This window comes from Streptomyces sp. NPDC057877 (genome assembly GCF_042796855.1).
Lineage (GTDB): Bacteria > Actinomycetota > Actinomycetes > Streptomycetales > Streptomycetaceae > Streptomyces.
Window position 1 is genome coordinate 493,589 of record NZ_JBHVMS010000006.1, and the last position, 15,766, is coordinate 509,354.

Below are 15,766 nucleotides of genomic sequence, written 5' to 3' on the forward strand. Positions count from 1 at the left end.
GGCGGTCTGAGGGCCGAGCGGGATTCCACAAGCGCACTACGGAGGGTCGCCGGACGTTGTCCACAGCCCGGGGCCGGGGTTTTCCACAGGCTATCGCCACGGGTTGGCCAATTGTCACCGGCGTCTGGTTCGCTTGAGGCATGGAGATTCTCTGGGTCCTGGTCGCGCTGGTCATGCTGGGCTTCGTGGTGCTGCCGTTCCTGCGGCGCGGGCGCGGTGCGATCGAGCAGGTCGCGCCGGGCCACCCGGACGCCGCCGACCCCGCGGACTACGGGTTCGCGCGGCAGGAGGAGCTGGACGTCCGCATGCCCGGCCCCGACAAGGACCTGCTGGACGTGCTGGACCTGGTGCAGCGCGGCCAGGACTACCGCGCGGCGGCCCAGCTGCTGGCGGGCACCGAGGCGGAGGGCGAGCTGCGCTGGCAGCGGGTGCAGGCCTTCGCGGGCGCCGCGTCCCTGGAGCTGGCGCAGCGCCCCGGCGGGGTGAGCGAGGTGCCGGGCGGGCAGTGGCTGCGCAACTGGCGCACCGAGGCGCCCAAGGACGCGGGCGGCGCGGCGGTGCACGCCGAGTTCCTGGTGCAGCAGGCGTGGCGGACGGCGACGCCCGGCACCGACGAGTTCCGGATCATCATGGAGGAGGCGAAGGCGGCCTGCGGTGACGCGGCGCTGCTGGCCCCCGGCGACCCGATCCCGTACATCGTCGAACTGTCCGTGGCGCGCGGCCTGGCGTACCCCCGTCCGGAGTTCGAGCAGCTGTGGCTGAGGATCCTGGACCGCGCCCCGAACCACATGGGCGCGCACCTGGCGGCCCTGCACTACTGGTGCGAGAAGTGGCACGGCTCGCGCGAGCTGGCGACGTCGTTCGCGGAGGCCGCGGCGGCCCGCGCGCCGCGGGGTTCGCTGCTGGCGGCCATGCCCCTCTTCTCGGTCTTCGAGCACCTCCCCGAGCTGAACCTGGTCAGAGGCTTCTACCAGAGCGAGGTGGTGACGAAGGCGATCCACGGCGCCCTGCACGCCGTCCACTCGGCCCGCCCCGACGACCCGATGCTGGCCCACGTCCGCCACCTTCTGATCTTCTTCCTGGTCCGCGCCGAGCGCTGGGCGGAGGCCATGACCCAACTCGTCCACGTGGACGGCCACGTCGGCGCCCTCCCGTGGACCCTCTCCCCCGACCCGGCCGCGGAGTTCGCGGTCTACCGCGCCCTGGCGGTGGCGGGCTACGAGGCGAACGGCGGCAGCCCGGCGACCCTCCCGGGCTGAACACCCCGGAATGCCCGGGGCCCCCACCGGGTTGACCCACTCGCCGCCCCGTCCCGGACAAGGAGCCCACACACATGCTGTTCGGCCGCACGCCGTCGCTCCCCACCCCCGAGCAGGCACTGAAGGGCCGCCCGGAACCGATCTTCACCGTCCCCGACCACCACACCGTCCTGGGCACCCCCCTCCTCGGCCCCTATCCCCCCGGCCTGGAAACCGCCGACTTCGGCCTGGGCTGCTTCTGGGGCGCCGAGCGCACGTTCTGGCGACTCCCCCAGGGCGTGTGGACCACCCTCGTCGGCTACCAGGGCGGCCATACCGAGCACCCCACCTACGAGGAGGTCTGCTCGGGCCTCACCGGCCACACGGAGGTCGTCCGCGTGCTCTACGACCCCCGCCTGCTCCCCTACGAAGCCCTCCTGAAGACCTTCTGGGAGTCCCACGACCCCACCCAGGGCTTCCGCCAGGGCAACGACGTCGGCACGCAGTACCGCTCCGCGATCTACACCCACACCCCGGCCCAGACCACCGCGGCTACCACCTCCCGCGAGACCTACCAGAAGGCCCTCACGGCCCGGGGCCACGGCAGGATCACCACGGAGATCCTCCCCGCGGAGGGGCGCGCCTTCTATCCCGCCGAGGGGTATCACCAGCAGTACCTTTCGGCCAGCAAGAACCCGGACGGGTACTGCGGGTTGGACGGGACCGGCGTCTCCTGCCCGATCGGCGTGGCTCCTGCGCAGGGCTGAACCACCGCCGCCGGACGTCACGGCGACGCTGCGGGCGCTGCTGCCCGGTGAGCGGCGCCCTGCTGGCCCAGGTTCCCCACACACGGGTGGTGGGCAGGTGCGGCTGCGGCTGTGCGACGGTCGATCTTGAGGTGGACCGCACGGCGGTGGCTCCCGCTCCGGCGCATGACAATCCGGCCGTGGAGGCGGGCTACACCGAGCCGCACTCGGCCGCCGTCATGGTGGGACATCTGCCCAGGGGCGGGCGCGCCGACTCTCGTCAGATTCGCCAGGTAACCGGCGACCCGGCAGCCTGACGGTCGGCGTCCTCCGGCAATGCCTCGTCGGCCGGGCGACTGCCCCGGGGCCACCTGGGCGGGACGCGGATCGCGGGGCGCGCGGTCATGACGGTGGCGAGGCGGATCCGGTCCGGGCGGCCCGTCGTGGGTCGTGTCCGTCGACGAACCCGTTTCAAATTGAGTGGCCCCCCGCCTCGGCCGACCCTCACCCTGTACGCCATGCACCTCACAGAACCACCGCAGCGCGAAGTCCGCGCCGCGTACACGGCCGACACGATCACCGTCTACCAGGCGTACGCGCCGGAGATAGGCCTGGCCGCGGCCCGGGAGGGGCGGTTCCCGGGCGCGTGGAAGCGGGACCGGATGACATGGGTCAAGCCGTCGTTCCTGTGGATGATGTACCGCTGCGGGTGGGCCACGAAGGAGGGCCAGGAGACAGTACTGGCGGTGGAGATCGAGCGGGACGGTTTCGAGTGGGCGTTGCGGCAGGCCTGTCTGTCGAGTTACGCGCCCGGGGTGCATCCCGACCGTGCCACCTGGAAGCGGCAGTTGAGGCGTTCGCCGACGCGGGTGCAGTGGGACCCCGAGCGGGACCTGCGGCTCCAGCCGCTGCCGTACCGTTCCCTCCAGCTCGGTCTCTCCGGCGAGGCCGCGCGGCGGTACGCGGACGAGTGGACGGTCTCCGTCAGGGACGTGACCCCGCTCGCCCACCGCGTCCACGCCCTGGTCCGCGACGGCGACCTCGACTCCGCGACCCGGCTGCTGCCGAGTGAGCGTCCGTACCCGGCGCTGGCCTGAGCGTCATGTCCCTTGCCGCGTCGTGGCGGGAGCGGCGGGCTCTCGGTCCCCCGGTCGCGCACACCTTCCGCCGCGCCTACGCGGACCGCTGGGTGCGGTTTCACAGCCTGCCCGGGTCGAAGCGGCATCCCGAGTCCGAGGACGAGTACGCGATCGTGCTGCACCGGTACAACACCGTCCTCGATGAACTCTTCGCCGGTGTCGACGTGTTCGTCGTGACCATGGACTGGTCGAACACGCCGGACGGGCCACCCGGGCATCCCGCGCCACGGCGGCGGTTCCATCCCGCGGGTGTCCGATGGTGGACCGAGGCGGATGTGGACGATCCTGACCCGGACTTCCACACTCACACCCGCCTCTACGCCGACCGGCGCCCCTGGCGGCGCGGCCGCGTCGACGACTTGCTGCGGGCCGTCGCCGACGACGTGCTCGCCGAGGTGTTCATCACCGATGTCCAGCTCCGTCGCATCCATCATCCCTACGACGGTGGCGCCGACGTCATCCTCACCACGCCCGCCGAGCGCGACCGCCTCCGCGCCCGGTACGCCGACTGGCTACCCGCCAACTCCGTCGGCCTGTGACGATCCCCCCACCCCGCCCTCCCCCTCCCACCGCAACAAATCCCCCGGCTGGCACTCCAGCACCTCACACAACGCCGCCAGCGTCGTGAAACGGACCGCCTTCGCGCGGCCGTTCTTGAGGACGGCCAGGTTGGCGGGGGTGATGCCGACGCGGTCGGCGAGTTCACCGACGGAGATCTTGCGCTTGGCCATCATCACGTCGATGTCGACGACGATCGGCATCAGATGACCTCTTCCAGCTCGGCCTGCATGCGTGTGGCCTCGATGTCGCGGGCCACGGCCTGGGCGAGGAGCATGCGCAGGACGAGGACGATGAGGGCGACGCCGAACAGGCCGAGGGAGAGGCCGCAGATCAGGAGGACCACCCCGGGGGCGGTGGCCTCTCCCGGGGCCAGGACGACCGCCAGCGCGAACACGACCAGTGATGACGCCACGAACGCCCCCATGATGATGTGCACATAGCGGAAGGCCGCGTCGGAGAAGACGGTGCCGCGGCGGACCATCGTCACCAGGCGCCATACGGCGGCCAGGACGGTCTGGGCCGTCACCACCCCCAGGACGATGATCACCAGGACCGGGACGCGCAGGTGCGCCGCGTCCTCGTCCAGGTCTCTCATGTCGATGGCCAGCAGCGGCACCATCACCGCCTGCACGAACACCGAGCCCGCCAGCAGCGCCACGAGCACCGCGCGCAGCGCAAGCACCGTCAGTCTTCCCATCGGCCCTCGCCTCTCCCTTTTCCGTACGAGCATCCGTCACCTATCGATTAACGGGGGGAATCTATCGAGATTCGATAGGTTATGCAAGGAGGGAGTGGCTCAGCCCTCGTACGGCAGCACCGCCCCCCACGACCACCGCGGCACCGGCTGCTCCGCCGGAGGCCGGGCGTCCGGGCCCGAGAAGTACACCGCCAGCCGCGTCCCCCACTCCACGTACGCCATGAACGCCGAACGGAACTCCGCGTCCGTCGGCAGCCCCGCCTCGTCCGCCGCGTCCTGGATGAGGTTGACCCAGCGGCGGCGCTGGGGCTCGGTGATGCCGCGGCCCCTGTGCTTGGCGACCATGTGGGTGTGGCCGCCCCGCGTCCGGGAGTACTCCGGCGGGCCGCCGAAGACCTCGGCCAGCCAGAGGGCCACGTGTTCGGCGTGTTCGGGGGCGAGGCCCGCGAAGACCGGGGCCAGAAGGTCGTCCTTCCTGACCTTGTCGTAGAAGGCGGTCGTGAGGCGGGAGAAGGCGTCCGCGCCGCCCGCCCAGTCGTAGAGGGAGGGGATCGCCGCGCCCTTGCCGCGTACCGGCGTCGGCGCGTAGTGGCGCATCTCCTCGATGTGCTCGATGTACGGGCGGATCTCGGCGAGGAAGCCGGGGAACAGACCGGACTCGCGGAAGCCTTCGAGGTGGTCCGCGGTGGAGGTCCAGGTGATGCGCAGGATGTGGTGTCCGGGGGCCTCCTCGCAGCGGGTCAGTTCGTAGTCGACGCAGTGCGGGGACGCGGCGAGGTGCGGGGCGGCTCGGGTGTAGGCGGCGAGGAAGTCGGCCGTCCGGTCCGCTGGGACGCGGTAGCGGATGTACTCCACGGACACGGAGGCCGTCTGCGCGGTTGTGGCGGTCATGCCGTCACCGAAGCACGGACGGCCCCCCGGACGCTTTCCTTCCGGGGGGCCGTTCGCCTACGGCTCACTGCCGACGGATCAGCGGAGCACTACAGGCACCGCACGACCGTCACGCGCTCACTTGCCGTAGTACGCGTTGTAGATCGAGATCGTCGACTTGTTGCCCTTCTTGTCGGTGATCTTGGCGTGGTACGAGATCGCCTTGCCCTTGGCCGGGTTCTTGACCTTGACCTTGCCGTCCTTGACGGTCAGCTTCTTCCAGGTCTGGCCGTGGTCGTACGACACGTACACGTGCAGCGACTTCAGGCTGGAGCCCTTGGCCGCGCCCTCGACGGTCACCGGGACGGTGGCCGTGCGGCCGGCCGTCACCTTGCCGTCCAGGGTGGTGTTGGCGCCGAAGCGGGCCGTGGAGGCCGGGAGCCGGACCAGGTCGGCACTGGACTTCTTGGAGCGGAAGGTGAAGCTGGCGTCGATCCGCGTGGAGGCGGCGGCCACCTTGGCGCTGCGCTTGACCGAGGAGGTCAGCTTGTACTCGGCGTCACCGGACGGGACCTTGAACGACTTGTCGCCGAACAGCGGGTCGTCGTTGGAGCCGACCTTGGTGCCGTTGCGGTACAGGGTCGTGGTCACCGAGGTGAACAGCGACGAACCCGGGTGCCTGGCGCTGTCGGCGAACAGCGGGACGACACCGTAGACCTCGTTGCCCTCGCGGAACAGGCCGAACTCCCCGCCCAGCGTGGGACCGAAGACCGCGCGGTTGAAGGTGGTGGAGTACTTCTTGCCGCCGGTGTACTTCTTCGGGTTGCCGCCGCTGTAGTACGCCTCGTCGACCGGGATGCCGTCGGCGTCCTTCGGACCGAGCTGGAAGAAGTCGTACGACCAGCGGACGTCGTCGACGGTCGACAGGTACAGCGTGCGCTTGGTGGGCAGCTTGCGCTCGATCCCGACGCCGAAGACGAAGTCCTCGGGGAAGAGGCCGAACGGCATCAGCATGCCGGTCTTGCCGGAGGCGGCGGCGCCCACGCTGGCGTTCACCGTGGCGAGTTCGCCCTTCTTGAAGTGGCGGACCTTGTTGCCCTGGATCTTCTTCACCTTGGCGGTGGTCGCCACGTTGTACTCGCCGCTGGAGCCCTTGGTGAACTGGCCGTGCCAGGTCTGGCTGAGCCCGCTGGAGACCTCCGCGCCCAGGTGGGCCATGCGCAGGTCGGCGAAGGAGCTGGCGCCGAAGCCGAAGCCGACGCCCGCCGTCTCGTAGAGGTAGCCGATCATCGCGAACTTCGGCTTGGCCGACGTGTCCGGCACCCGGATGTCCGCCGTCTTCGTCTTACGGGCGTCGAGGGTCACCGAGGTGTTCTTGGTGACGCTCAGCTTCGGCTGGACCAGCCAGTCCAGGCCGCCCTCGAGCGTGTCGAAGTCCTTGGCGATCCAGGCGTCCAGCAGATACGTGCCCTTGGGCACCCGCAGCGTCGTGACGCCCGACTCCACCGGCGGGACCTGGTAGGAACGGTCCGTGGCGAGGCCGGAGTAGCCCAGCAGCGCGGTGTTGTAGTCGTCGGTGCCCTTGCCGTCCAGGCCGATGTGCTTGACCTTGACGTCGTACGACTCCACCTCACGGTTCACGGCGGCGGCCGTGCGGACGGCCTGGCCGCCGCCCGTCGCCGTCACGTACGCGGAGTAGTTGCCGTCGACGGTGCCGCCCAGCTTGGTGTTGACGGTCATGGCCACGGAGGCCTTGCCGCCCGCGGGGACCGTCACCTTGGTGGCGCCCAGCGTGAAGAAGCCCGCCGGAGCCGCCTGGCCCTTGGGGTTGGTGGCGCTGACCGCGAGGTCCAGCGTCACGTCGGTGGTCCCGAGGTTGCGGTACGTCAGTTCCTTGGCGACCGGCGTGTCATCGGTGTGCGGCCACGCCTGCGTGCCGAAGCTGACCGACACCGGGTCGGCGATCACGGTCTGCTTGAGCGCCTTGTCGACCTGGATCCGGCCCGAGCCCTGCTCGAAGGGCGTGTAGGCGCCGCCCTTCGTGGACGCGGCCAGCGCGCCCTTGAGTTCGGTGTACGTCCACTCCGGGTGCTGCTGCTTGAGCAGCGCGGCGGCACCCGCGACATGCGGGGTCGCCATCGACGTACCGGAGATGGTCAGGTAACCGGCGGGCGACTCGCCGACCTCCTGGGCGATGACGCTGCCCTTGGCGGACGCGGCGGTGATGTCGACGCCGGGCGCGGTGACGTCCGGCTTGATCGCGCCGTCCCCGACGCGCGGGCCGGTGCTGGAGAAGTCGGCCAGCTTGTCCTTGTCGTCGACGGCGCCGACGGTCAGCGCGGCGTCGGCGCTGCCGGGCGAACCGACGCTCTCCGGGCCCGCGTTGCCCGCGGCGATCGCGAAGAGGACGCCCTTCTCGGCGGACAGCTTGTTGACCGCCGCCTCCAGCGGGTCGATCTCCGGGGAGTCGAAGCCGCCGAGGCTCATGTTGATGACGTCGGCGCCCTGTTCCGCCGCCCACTCCATGCCCGCGAGGATGCCGGAGTCGTCACCGAAGCCGTTGTCGTCGAGGACCTTGCCGTTGAGGACGGACGCGCCGGGCGCCACGCCCTTGAACTTGCCGCCCGACTTGGCGCCGGTGCCCGCCGCGATGGACGCGACGTGCGTGCCGTGGCCGTACTTGTCGGTGGCGTCGGCGGCGGTGGTGAAGTTCTTCGAGGCGGTGACCTGCGACTTCAGATCCTCGTGGGTGGCGTCGACACCGGTGTCCAGGACGGCGATCTTCACACCCTTGCCGTCGTACCCGGCCTCCCACGCCTTGGGGGCGCCGATCTGGGCGACGGACTTGTCGAGGGTGACCTCGCGGACGCCGTCCAGCCAGACGTGCGCGATGCCGGAGGCGGTCTTCTCACCGTTGGTGAGCGCGTCCCACAGGTGCGGCGCCTCCTGGTGCGGGGTCTGCACCGCGTCGGCGTTCAGGGACTTCAGGGTGCGGCGCAGGGTGCCCGCGTCCCGGACGTCCGCCTTGGCGGCGGTCGCGGCGCCCTGGTAGCCGACGATGACCTTCAGGCCGTTCTTCTGTCCCTTGCGGGCCTGGGCCTTGCTCAGCTCGGTCACGTCGAACAGCCGCTGGTCCAGCTTGCCGGAGGCGACCAGCCGGGCCGCGTCGGCGGGTATCACCAGCGTGCGCCCGTCCGCCTTGCGGACCTGCACGGGTATGTGCTCACGCCCCGCGGCCCGGTCCAGGCCGACGACGCGTCCCTTGGCGTCCACGGTCACCCGGTCACCGGTGATGAGCGTGACACGCTGGTTGGCCGAGACGTCGGCGGCGCCGGTCCCGCGCTGCTCCGCCCGGTCCGTGGGCTTCGCCGACGCCGGGCTGGTCAGGCCCGCGGCGAGGGCGACGGCGGCTGCCGTGGCTACGGCAGCGGCACCGACTTTCTTCACTTGTCTGCGCAAAACTCCCCCTGGGAGATGAGGTACCGGGCGAATTCCCCGTTCACCCGGCCGAGGGAGTTATCGCACGCATGCGCGTACGCCCCCCGGAATACGCAGTATGCCGGGGAGTGATCAGTCACCTCAATAGACCAGTCGGCCCCGAAACGGCTTCTATGACACGACTGTTACACAGTCATGTCATAGGCACGTCACAGGTTCTCCCTGACCGAGATCTTTCCCTTCTTGATGGTGGCCAGCCGCGGCGCCTTCCGCGCGATCGCGGAGTCATGGGTGACCATCACGAAGGTCAGCCCGTGCTCCTTCCACATGGACTCCAGTACGTCCATGATCTCGTCGCGCATCGACTCGTCGAGGTTGCCGGTGGGTTCGTCCGCCAGCAGCACCTTCGGCCGCTTCACCAGCGCCCGCGCGATGGCCACGCGCTGCTGCTGACCTCCGGACATCTCCCCCGGCAGATGCCCGAGCCGCTCCCCGAGCCCGACCGACCGCAGCGCCTCGGCGGCCCGCTCCCGGCGCTCCTTCGCCTTCGCCCCGAGGGGGACGAGCGCGGTCTCGACGTTCTCCTGAGCGGTCAGCGTGGGAATGAGGTTGAAACTCTGGAAGACGAACCCGATGTTCTCGCTGCGCACCCGGGTGAGCCGCGCCTCGGGCAGTTTGCCCAAGTCGATTCCGTCCAGGACCACATCACCGGAACTGGGCCGGTCCAGTCCGCCGAGCATCTGGAGCAGCGTGGACTTTCCGCCACCGGTGGGTCCCTGAATGACCAGCCGGTCACCGTCGGGGATGGTCAGATCGATGCCGTCCAGCGCGTCGACGGTTTCCTTGCCGCGCGTGTAGCGCTTGGTGACGGCCTTGAGTTCATACATGGGGACAACAACTCCTGTGCTTTCGGCGGGGCTTGACTCGTCGCATTTCGGCTACTCGACCCGCCGCAGCGCGTCCGCGGGCCGCAGCCGGGAGGCCCGCCAGCCGCCGAACGCCCCCGCGATGAGCCCTCCGGCCACGGCGAGACCCACCGCGAGCCCGATGGTCGTCACACTGACCGGCGCCGTGAGGGCGACGTCGAGGGTGCGGGACGCGGCCTCCCGCACGGGCCCACCGCCCCCCATCGCCCCGCCGCCGGGACCGGTCGCACCGCCACCGCCGCCGCCACCGAGCTGCGCCTGGAGCGTGGGGCTCACCGCCGTCACCGCGTAGGCGCCCGCGAGACCCAGCGCGATCCCGAGGACCCCGCCGACCAGCCCGTTGACGACGGCCTCGCCGACCACCTGCCGGGTCACCCGCCCCGACCGCCAGCCCAGCGCCTTCAGCGTGCCGAACTCCCGCACCCGGCGCGACACCGCCGAGGAGGTGAGCAGCCCGGCGACCAGGAACGCGGCGACGAGCACCACGATCGACAGCCACTTGCCGACGCTGGTGGCGAGGGAGGAGGCCGTGGAGAGGGAGCCGGAGACGGTGTCGGCGAGATCGGCCGAGGTCGTCACCGTCGTACCCGAGATGTTGTCCTGGATCGCCGACTTGACGCTGTCGATCTCCTGCGAGTCGGTCGCCTGGACGTAGATCGTGGTGACCTTGTTCTTGGAGTCGCTGAGCGTCTGGGCCTGCTTCAGCGGGATGTAGAGGTTGGCCGCGGAGTCCCCGCTGTCGGCGGTCGCGATGCCGACGACCTCGAACTTCACGCCCTTGATCTTGACGGTCGAACCGGCCTTCAGCTCCTTCTCCTTGGCGTACGCCGAGTCGGCGACGGCGACCTTGGCGTTGGTCTCGGAGGTCTTGAAGGTACGGCCGCTGGTGATCTTGGAGGAGGTCAGCGGGCCGAGCGCGGGCTCGGTGACATCGGTGCCGTAGACCGAGTAGTTGTTGACGTCGAAGTCGGCGCCGCCGCCCTGCACCTCGCCGCCGGGCTGTCCGGTGCCGCCGGGGCCGCCGCCCTGCTGCTCGCTGCCGCTGCCGTTGTCCTGCTGGAACTGGCCGCGGGTGAACTGCCCGCTGACCTTGATGACTTGCAGGCTCAGTCCGCCGACCGCGTCGGAGACGCCGCTCTGTTCGGCGACCTCGGTCACGGTCGAGGAGGACAGCGTCTGGAAGCCCTGGACCATGACGCGGTCGGTGCTCTGCTCCTCGTCGGAGTCGCTGTCCTGGGCGTCGAAGCGGAAGCGCGGCCCGGCGTTCTCGCCCTCGGTGGGCGCGGTGGCCGCCTTGGTGACGGTCATGTCGGTGCCCAGGCCGTAGAGCGACTCCAGGACCTTGTCCTGGGCCTTGCCCATGCCGGACGAGACGGAGTTGACCACGATGACCAGCGCGATGCCCAGCGCGAGGCCGGAGGCGACGACGAGGGCCGCCTTTCTGCGGCGGCGCAGCTCGCGCCTCAGATAGGTGAAGAACATGAGCCGCAAGCTAGGGACGCACCGTGATGAAGGGATAAGCCCCGGATAAGAGGAGGATGAGAAGGCCCGGGAAACGCGGATGCCGCCCCGAAGGACGGCATCCGTACACGTGGTTACTGAGCGGGTGTCAGACCGCGGAGCCCGCCTTCCACTGCTCCCAGCTCATGTTCCAGCCGTTGAGGCCGTTGTCCGGCGCCACGGTCTTGTCGCCGGTGTTCTGGACGACGACCACGTCACCGACCATCGAGTTGTTGTAGAACCACGCACCCGGGGTGTTGGGGTCGTCGGCGCCCTTCTTGTCCTGCAGGCCGACACAGCCGTGGCTGGTGTTGACGTTGCCGAAGACGGACGGGTCACCCCAGTAGTTGCCGTGGATGAAGGTGCCGGAGGTGGTCAGGCGCATGGCGTGCGGCACGTCCTTGATGTCGTACTCGCCCTTGCCGTCGTCGTCGGTGAAGCCGACCGTCGCGCCGTTCATCCGGGTCTCCTCGAACTTCTCGGAGATCACCATCTGACCCTCGTAGGTCTTGTTCTCCGGGGCGCCCGCGGAGATCGGGATGGTCTTGACGACCTTGCCGTCCTGCATGATCTTCATCTGCTTGGACTGGGCGTCGACGTAGGTGACCTGGTTGCGGCCGATGGTGAAGGAGACCGTCTTCTGCTGGACGCCGTAGACACCCTCGGCGCCCTCGACGCCGTCCAGGGCCAGCTTCAGGGTGACGGTGGAGCCCTCCTGCCAGTACTCGTCGGGGCGGCAGTCCATGCGGTTGGCGTTGAACCAGTGGCAGACGACCTCCTGGCCGCTGCTGGTGCTGACCGTGACGCCCTTCTGGACCTCGGCCTTGTTGGTGATCGCCTTGTCGAAGTTGATCGACACGGGCATGCCGACGCCGACGGTGGAGCCGTCCTCCGGCGTGAAGTAGCCGAGGAAGCTGTTGTCCGGGGAGACCGTGGTGAAGGAGGCGTTCTCGTGGGCCGCACGGCCCTCGGCGTCCTCGGCGGTCACCGAGATCTTGTAGGTGGTGGAGCGCTCCAGCTGGACGCTGGGCTTCCAGCTCGTCTTGTCGGCGGATATCTCGCCCTCGACGGCCACGCCCTCGGCGGTCTCCATGGTGACCTCGGTGAGCGTGCCCTTGCTCACGGTCACACCGGCGTCCTTGTTGATGGAGGCGTTGCTCGAACCGTCCTTGGGCGTGATCTTGATCTGCGCCTCGGAGGTCTTCGCGGCAGCCGCTTCGTCGACCTTGGCGGCCGAGGTCTTGTCGCCGGTGCCGGAGGCGTCGCCGCCGCCGTCGTCACCGGAGCACGCCGAGAGCACCAGCACCCCGCCGAGCAGGGCGGACGCGACGGTCAGACCCCGGCGCCGCCTACTGTTCGTCATCACACGCTTCTCCATCGTTACCGAATCCCCAAAACCCCGGAGTCCCCGTCAAGAACTTTCAACGCTACGACCGGTTCGTCCCGTTCCACATACGCTCGATGTGTGGGGCACGCCACGTCCCGCCGCCGCGGGTGGCGCGATGGTCGGTCACCGCGCCCCATGAGACGACAAAACCCCCGGCCGCGGTTGCCCCTCATGGTCACGATTTCCCCAAGCTGAGGTGGCCAATCCGCCCACCGCGGCCACTGTGACATCCATGACGCCCCGACACACCCCCGGAACGAGTGCCGCCAAACCATGACATGCCGGGCGATTTCTCCTGCGGACCGTACAGCCCGTGCCTCCCGTGACTTTCCCGCGACCCGCGCCTTTCATTAGCATCGCCCCACACGGCCAATTCGCCAGTGCCACAAGGGGATCGATATTCCGTGTCATCCGCTCGCCGTCCGTTGCTGACCGCCACCGCCGCGGGCACCCTGCTGGGCGCCCTGTGGTTCGTTCCCTCCGCGAACGCGACGGGGGACGACGCCCCGGCCAGACAGCAGCCTTCGGTCACGCAGACGACGCAGGCCCGGGCGGCGTCGCTGACCACCTCCGGGAGTGAGACCCGGCTCGCCGACACCGGCAGCTTCGACAGCACCCCCTATGTCGTCGGCGGCACGCTCTGCCTGACGCTGGGTGCCGGATTCGTGGTGTATTCGGTGCGGCGTGAGCGGCTTGGGCTGTAACTTCCCGAAAATGCGCTCGATTTGACGTGCTCTTGACGCTAACTTCATAGTCCGCTCATGAAGAGATCATCGAGGGCGCGGCTCGGCGCCACGGCCACCGTCGGCGCACTTTCGCTCGCCCTCATCACGGGCTGTTCGGACAGCGGGGACAGCGGGTCGGACGACTCCAAGGCCTCCGGGTCCGCGGAGACCCAGGCCGCCAAGGCGCTCGGCGCGGCGGAGCTGGAGAAGCTGATCCTCGCTCAGGGGGACGTCGACGGCTACGAGGTCGAGGCCGCCGACAAGGAGCTGACGGCCAGCAAGAGCGACATGAAGGCGGACGAGCGGTGCCTGCCGCTCGCCTATGTCATGAGCGGGCTCGCCCCGGGCGACGCGGCGGCGGAGACCAACCGCATGGTCACCCAGGAGAAGGAGCCCACGGACACCGCCTCGCAGTCCCTCGAGGACCTGGGCGAGGGCGAGTTCGAGGACGCGTTCACCGACGCGCTGAACGTCGACGTGACCGTGGTGACGCTCTCCTCCTACGACGGTGACGGTGCCGAGCAGACGATGAAGTCCGTCTCCGACGCCGTCGAGGGCTGCGCGGGCGGCTTCACCGCGACCTCGGAGGGCGAGGAGGGCAAGATCACCGAGGTGGCGGCCGAGGAGGGCACCGGCGGCGGTGACGAGGCGGTGGCCTTCGCCGTGACCGCCGAGATGGGCGAGCCCGGCAGCGACCCGGCCACCACCCACGCCGAGGTGGTCCGGCACGGCAGCACCATCGCCGCGTACTACACGCTGAACGTCGGCGCGATGATGTCCGAGGGCAAGCAGAAGTACACGGTCCCGGCCGTGGTGGTTGAGGCGCAGGGCGCGAAGCTGAAGTGACGCGGTGGGCCGTCAGGCCCACCCCCACCCTGGTGCGGACGGGCGGGCCCGGGCCGCCAGACCCGCCCCCCTCACCTCACCTCACCTCACCGCAACGGCCCGGTCACCGTCTCCACCGCCGCGACCAACCGCCCGCCCCGTACGAACGCGTCCGCCGCCGCGAGGTCGGGGGCGAGGAAGCGGTCCGGACCCGGGCCCTGCACGCCCGCCCGGCGTACGGCGTCGAGGACGGCGCGGGTCGCGGGGGCGGGGGTCAGGCCCTCGCGGAGCTGGACGGCGCGGGTGGCGGCGTACAGCTCGATGGCGAGGACGCGGGTGAGGTTGTCGACGGCCGTGCGCAGCTTGCGCGCCGCCGACCAGCCCATGGAGACGTGGTCCTCCTGCATGGCGGAGGACGGGATGGAGTCCGCCGACGCCGGTACGGCGAGCCGCTTCAGCTCACTGACCAGGGCGGCCTGCGTGTACTGGGCGATCATCAGCCCGGAGTCGACGCCCGCGTCATCGGCGAGGAAGGGCGGCAGCCCGTGGCTGCGGTTCTTGTCCAGCAGCCGGTCGGTGCGGCGCTCGGCGATGGACGCGAGGTCGGCGGCGGCGATGGCGAGGAAGTCCAGGACGTAGGCGACCGGGGCGCCGTGGAAGTTCCCGTTGGACTCCACCCGGCCGTCGGGCAGCACCACCGGGTTGTCCACGGCCGACGCCAGCTCCCGCTCGGCGACCAGCCGGGCGTGCGCGAGGGTGTCCCGTCCGGCACCGGCCACCTGCGGGGCGCAGCGCACCGAGTAGGCGTCCTGGACGCGGGGCGCGTCGTCCTGGTGGTGACCGGTCAGGCCCGAACCCCGTAGTACGGCGAGCATGTTGGCGGCGCTGGCGGCCTGCCCGGGGTGCGGGCGGATGGCGTGCAGCTCGGGGGCGAGGACCTTGTCCGTGCCGAGCAGGGCCTCCAGGGACAGGGCCGCCGTGATGTCGGCGGACTTGTAGAGGGCGTCCAGGTCGGCCAGGGCCATCACCAGCATGCCCAGCATGCCGTCGGTGCCGTTGAGGAGGGCGAGGCCCTCCTTCTCGCGCAGTTCGACGGGCGCGATGCCGTGCGCGGCGAGGAGTTCGGCGGCGGGCCGGACGATTCCGTCGGGTCCCTCCGCGTCCCCCTCCCCCATCAGCGTCAGGGCGCAGTGGGACAGCGGCGCGAGGTCGCCGGAGCAGCCGAGGGAGCCGTACTCGTGCACGACCGGGGTGATACCGGCGTTCAGCACATCGGCCATGGTCCGCGCGACCTCGGGGCGCACGCCGGTGTGCCCTGAGCAGACGGTCTTCAGGCGCAGGAACATCAGCGCCCGGACCACCTCCCGCTCGACCGGGGCGCCCATCCCCGCCGCGTGCGAGCGGACGATGTTGCGCTGGAGCTGGGCCCGCAGTTCCTGGCTGATGTGCCGGGTCGCCAGGGCGCCGAAGCCGGTGGAGACGCCGTAGACGGGTTCGGGCTTGGCCGCCAGCGCGTCCACGATCTCGCGGGCCGCGGCGAGCGCGGCCACCGCCTCGGCCGACAGCTCGACCCGGGCACCGCCGCGTGCCACGGCGAGAACGTCGGACGCGGTGGTCCCGGACGTTCCCACCACCACAGTGTGCATATCCATATTCAGGAGCGTACGCAGTGAATCTGAGGATGTCACCAGTGGGGCGCGGCCTCACCCCTTAC

Annotated in this window: 14 protein-coding genes; 6 read left to right on the forward strand and 8 right to left on the reverse strand. The window is 70.2% G+C overall.

Annotated elements, in window-relative coordinates:
- The first annotated feature begins 140 nt into the window (after window positions 1-140).
- From ACFVQG_RS20775 to ACFVQG_RS20790, 4 genes are all read left to right on the forward strand, one after another.
- Window positions 141-1,259, forward strand: coding sequence for a hypothetical protein (locus ACFVQG_RS20775; protein ID WP_383385085.1), 1,119 nt, complete (start codon window positions 141-143; stop codon window positions 1,257-1,259).
- A 74-nt stretch (window positions 1,260-1,333) separates the two neighbouring features.
- Window positions 1,334-2,005 carry a peptide-methionine (S)-S-oxide reductase MsrA gene (gene msrA / locus ACFVQG_RS20780; RefSeq protein WP_383385091.1) on the forward strand — a complete coding sequence of 224 codons (672 nt, stop codon included), beginning with the start codon at window positions 1,334-1,336 and terminating at the stop codon, window positions 2,003-2,005.
- A 497-nt stretch (window positions 2,006-2,502) separates the two neighbouring features.
- Window positions 2,503-3,081 carry a DUF4291 domain-containing protein gene (locus ACFVQG_RS20785; protein WP_383385097.1) on the forward strand — a complete coding sequence of 193 codons (579 nt, stop codon included), beginning with the start codon at window positions 2,503-2,505 and terminating at the stop codon, window positions 3,079-3,081.
- Window positions 3,082-3,086: 5 nt separating this feature from the next.
- Complete coding sequence (locus ACFVQG_RS20790) at window positions 3,087-3,662, forward strand: hypothetical protein (protein WP_383385100.1); 576 nt, start codon at window positions 3,087-3,089, stop codon at window positions 3,660-3,662.
- On the opposite strand, the gene ACFVQG_RS20795 is transcribed toward ACFVQG_RS20790, so the two are convergent.
- The 7 genes from ACFVQG_RS20795 to ACFVQG_RS20825 all read right to left on the reverse strand — a co-directional run bounded on the left by ACFVQG_RS20795 (window position 3,636) and on the right by ACFVQG_RS20825 (window position 12,478).
- Window positions 3,636-3,884 carry a helix-turn-helix domain-containing protein gene (locus tag ACFVQG_RS20795; protein WP_383385103.1) on the reverse strand — a complete coding sequence of 83 codons (249 nt, stop codon included), beginning with the start codon at window positions 3,882-3,884 and terminating at the stop codon, window positions 3,636-3,638. The two genes, ACFVQG_RS20790 and ACFVQG_RS20795, sit on opposite strands and share 27 nt — an antisense overlap.
- Window positions 3,884-4,381, reverse strand: coding sequence for a DUF2975 domain-containing protein (locus tag ACFVQG_RS20800; protein WP_383385106.1), 498 nt, complete (start codon window positions 4,379-4,381; stop codon window positions 3,884-3,886). The genes ACFVQG_RS20795 and ACFVQG_RS20800 overlap by 1 nt, the downstream gene beginning before the upstream one ends.
- A gap of 99 nt (window positions 4,382-4,480) precedes the next feature.
- A complete protein-coding gene (locus ACFVQG_RS20805) occupies window positions 4,481-5,272 on the reverse strand; it encodes a group II truncated hemoglobin (RefSeq protein WP_383385109.1) in 792 nt (263 codons plus the stop codon).
- Window positions 5,273-5,389: 117 nt separating this feature from the next.
- Window positions 5,390-8,698 carry a S8 family serine peptidase gene (locus tag ACFVQG_RS20810; protein WP_383385113.1) on the reverse strand — a complete coding sequence of 1,103 codons (3,309 nt, stop codon included), beginning with the start codon at window positions 8,696-8,698 and terminating at the stop codon, window positions 5,390-5,392.
- A 200-nt stretch (window positions 8,699-8,898) separates the two neighbouring features.
- On the reverse strand, window positions 8,899-9,576 hold the full coding sequence (locus tag ACFVQG_RS20815; protein ID WP_383385116.1) for an ABC transporter ATP-binding protein: 678 nt from the start codon (window positions 9,574-9,576) through the stop codon (window positions 8,899-8,901).
- Window positions 9,577-9,627: 51 nt separating this feature from the next.
- Window positions 9,628-11,097, reverse strand: coding sequence for an ABC transporter permease (locus ACFVQG_RS20820; RefSeq protein ID WP_383385118.1), 1,470 nt, complete (start codon window positions 11,095-11,097; stop codon window positions 9,628-9,630).
- A gap of 127 nt (window positions 11,098-11,224) precedes the next feature.
- A complete protein-coding gene (locus ACFVQG_RS20825; RefSeq protein WP_383385120.1) occupies window positions 11,225-12,478 on the reverse strand; it encodes an Ig-like domain-containing protein in 1,254 nt (417 codons plus the stop codon).
- A 428-nt stretch (window positions 12,479-12,906) separates the two neighbouring features.
- Here ACFVQG_RS20825 and ACFVQG_RS20830 point away from each other — a divergent pair, with 428 nt between their 5' ends.
- Window positions 12,907-13,206 (forward strand): hypothetical protein, encoded by a 300-nt coding sequence (locus ACFVQG_RS20830; RefSeq protein WP_383385123.1) that lies wholly within the window; start codon window positions 12,907-12,909, stop codon window positions 13,204-13,206.
- Window positions 13,207-13,263: 57 nt separating this feature from the next.
- On the forward strand, window positions 13,264-14,073 hold the full coding sequence (locus tag ACFVQG_RS20835) for a hypothetical protein (protein ID WP_383385126.1): 810 nt from the start codon (window positions 13,264-13,266) through the stop codon (window positions 14,071-14,073).
- An 86-nt stretch (window positions 14,074-14,159) separates the two neighbouring features.
- On the opposite strand, the gene hutH is transcribed toward ACFVQG_RS20835, so the two are convergent.
- A complete protein-coding gene (gene hutH, locus ACFVQG_RS20840; RefSeq protein ID WP_383385575.1) occupies window positions 14,160-15,698 on the reverse strand; it encodes a histidine ammonia-lyase in 1,539 nt (512 codons plus the stop codon).
- Window positions 15,699-15,766 lie beyond the last annotated feature (68 nt).